We start from the raw sequence: 562 nt of genomic DNA on the forward strand, positions 1-562 counted from the left end.
TGGATCTTGCTCCGCCGCAGGCCGTAGGTCAGGGCCCGGATCGGCTCGGGGAGCGGCTCGGCGGCGGGGGCGTCGCGATCGGGGGCGAAGCGGTCGAGGGCGGCGTCGTAGTGGCGGATCGCCTCGGCCCACTTGCGGGCCCGCTCCAGGTTGCGGCCGTCGGCGACGGCGTCGGCCAGGGCGGCGGCGTCGGCGAACGACCCGGGCGGACCGCCCCCGGCCGGCCCGGCCGGCGCGACCGGCGCGGCGGCCGGGGCGAACAACAGGCCGCCCACGACGGCGACCGCTGCGAAAGCGCGGGAGGCGTTGGTCATCGGACCCTGCTCTGCCGGGGCCGCAGCCTCCGTGGCGGCGCTCGGCGGTTCAATTGAGGTGGGAGCGCCGGGGCGCCGGCGAGCGGTGCGGGTCCCCGGGCGGCCGGCCCCCGGGACGGGCGGCCGAACGACTTGAGGCTATGTTGGAAACATCGCCGGTCAATCGGCGCTTTGCGCCGCGCCGAAATGTTCCCCGCCGCCGGGGCGATTACGCGAGGCGGACCGCTCCGGCCCCTCCCCGTCGCCGG

1 pseudogene is annotated in these 562 nt (G+C 77.9%); it reads right to left on the reverse strand.

What is annotated here, in order from left to right:
* A pseudogene (locus ACG2DA_RS23030) lies at window positions 1–314 on the reverse strand (hypothetical protein); the annotation flags it as partial.
* Window positions 315–562: the final 248 nt, after the last annotated feature.

The organism is Alienimonas sp. DA493, assembly GCF_043951915.1.
GTDB lineage: Bacteria > Planctomycetota > Planctomycetia > Planctomycetales > Planctomycetaceae > Alienimonas.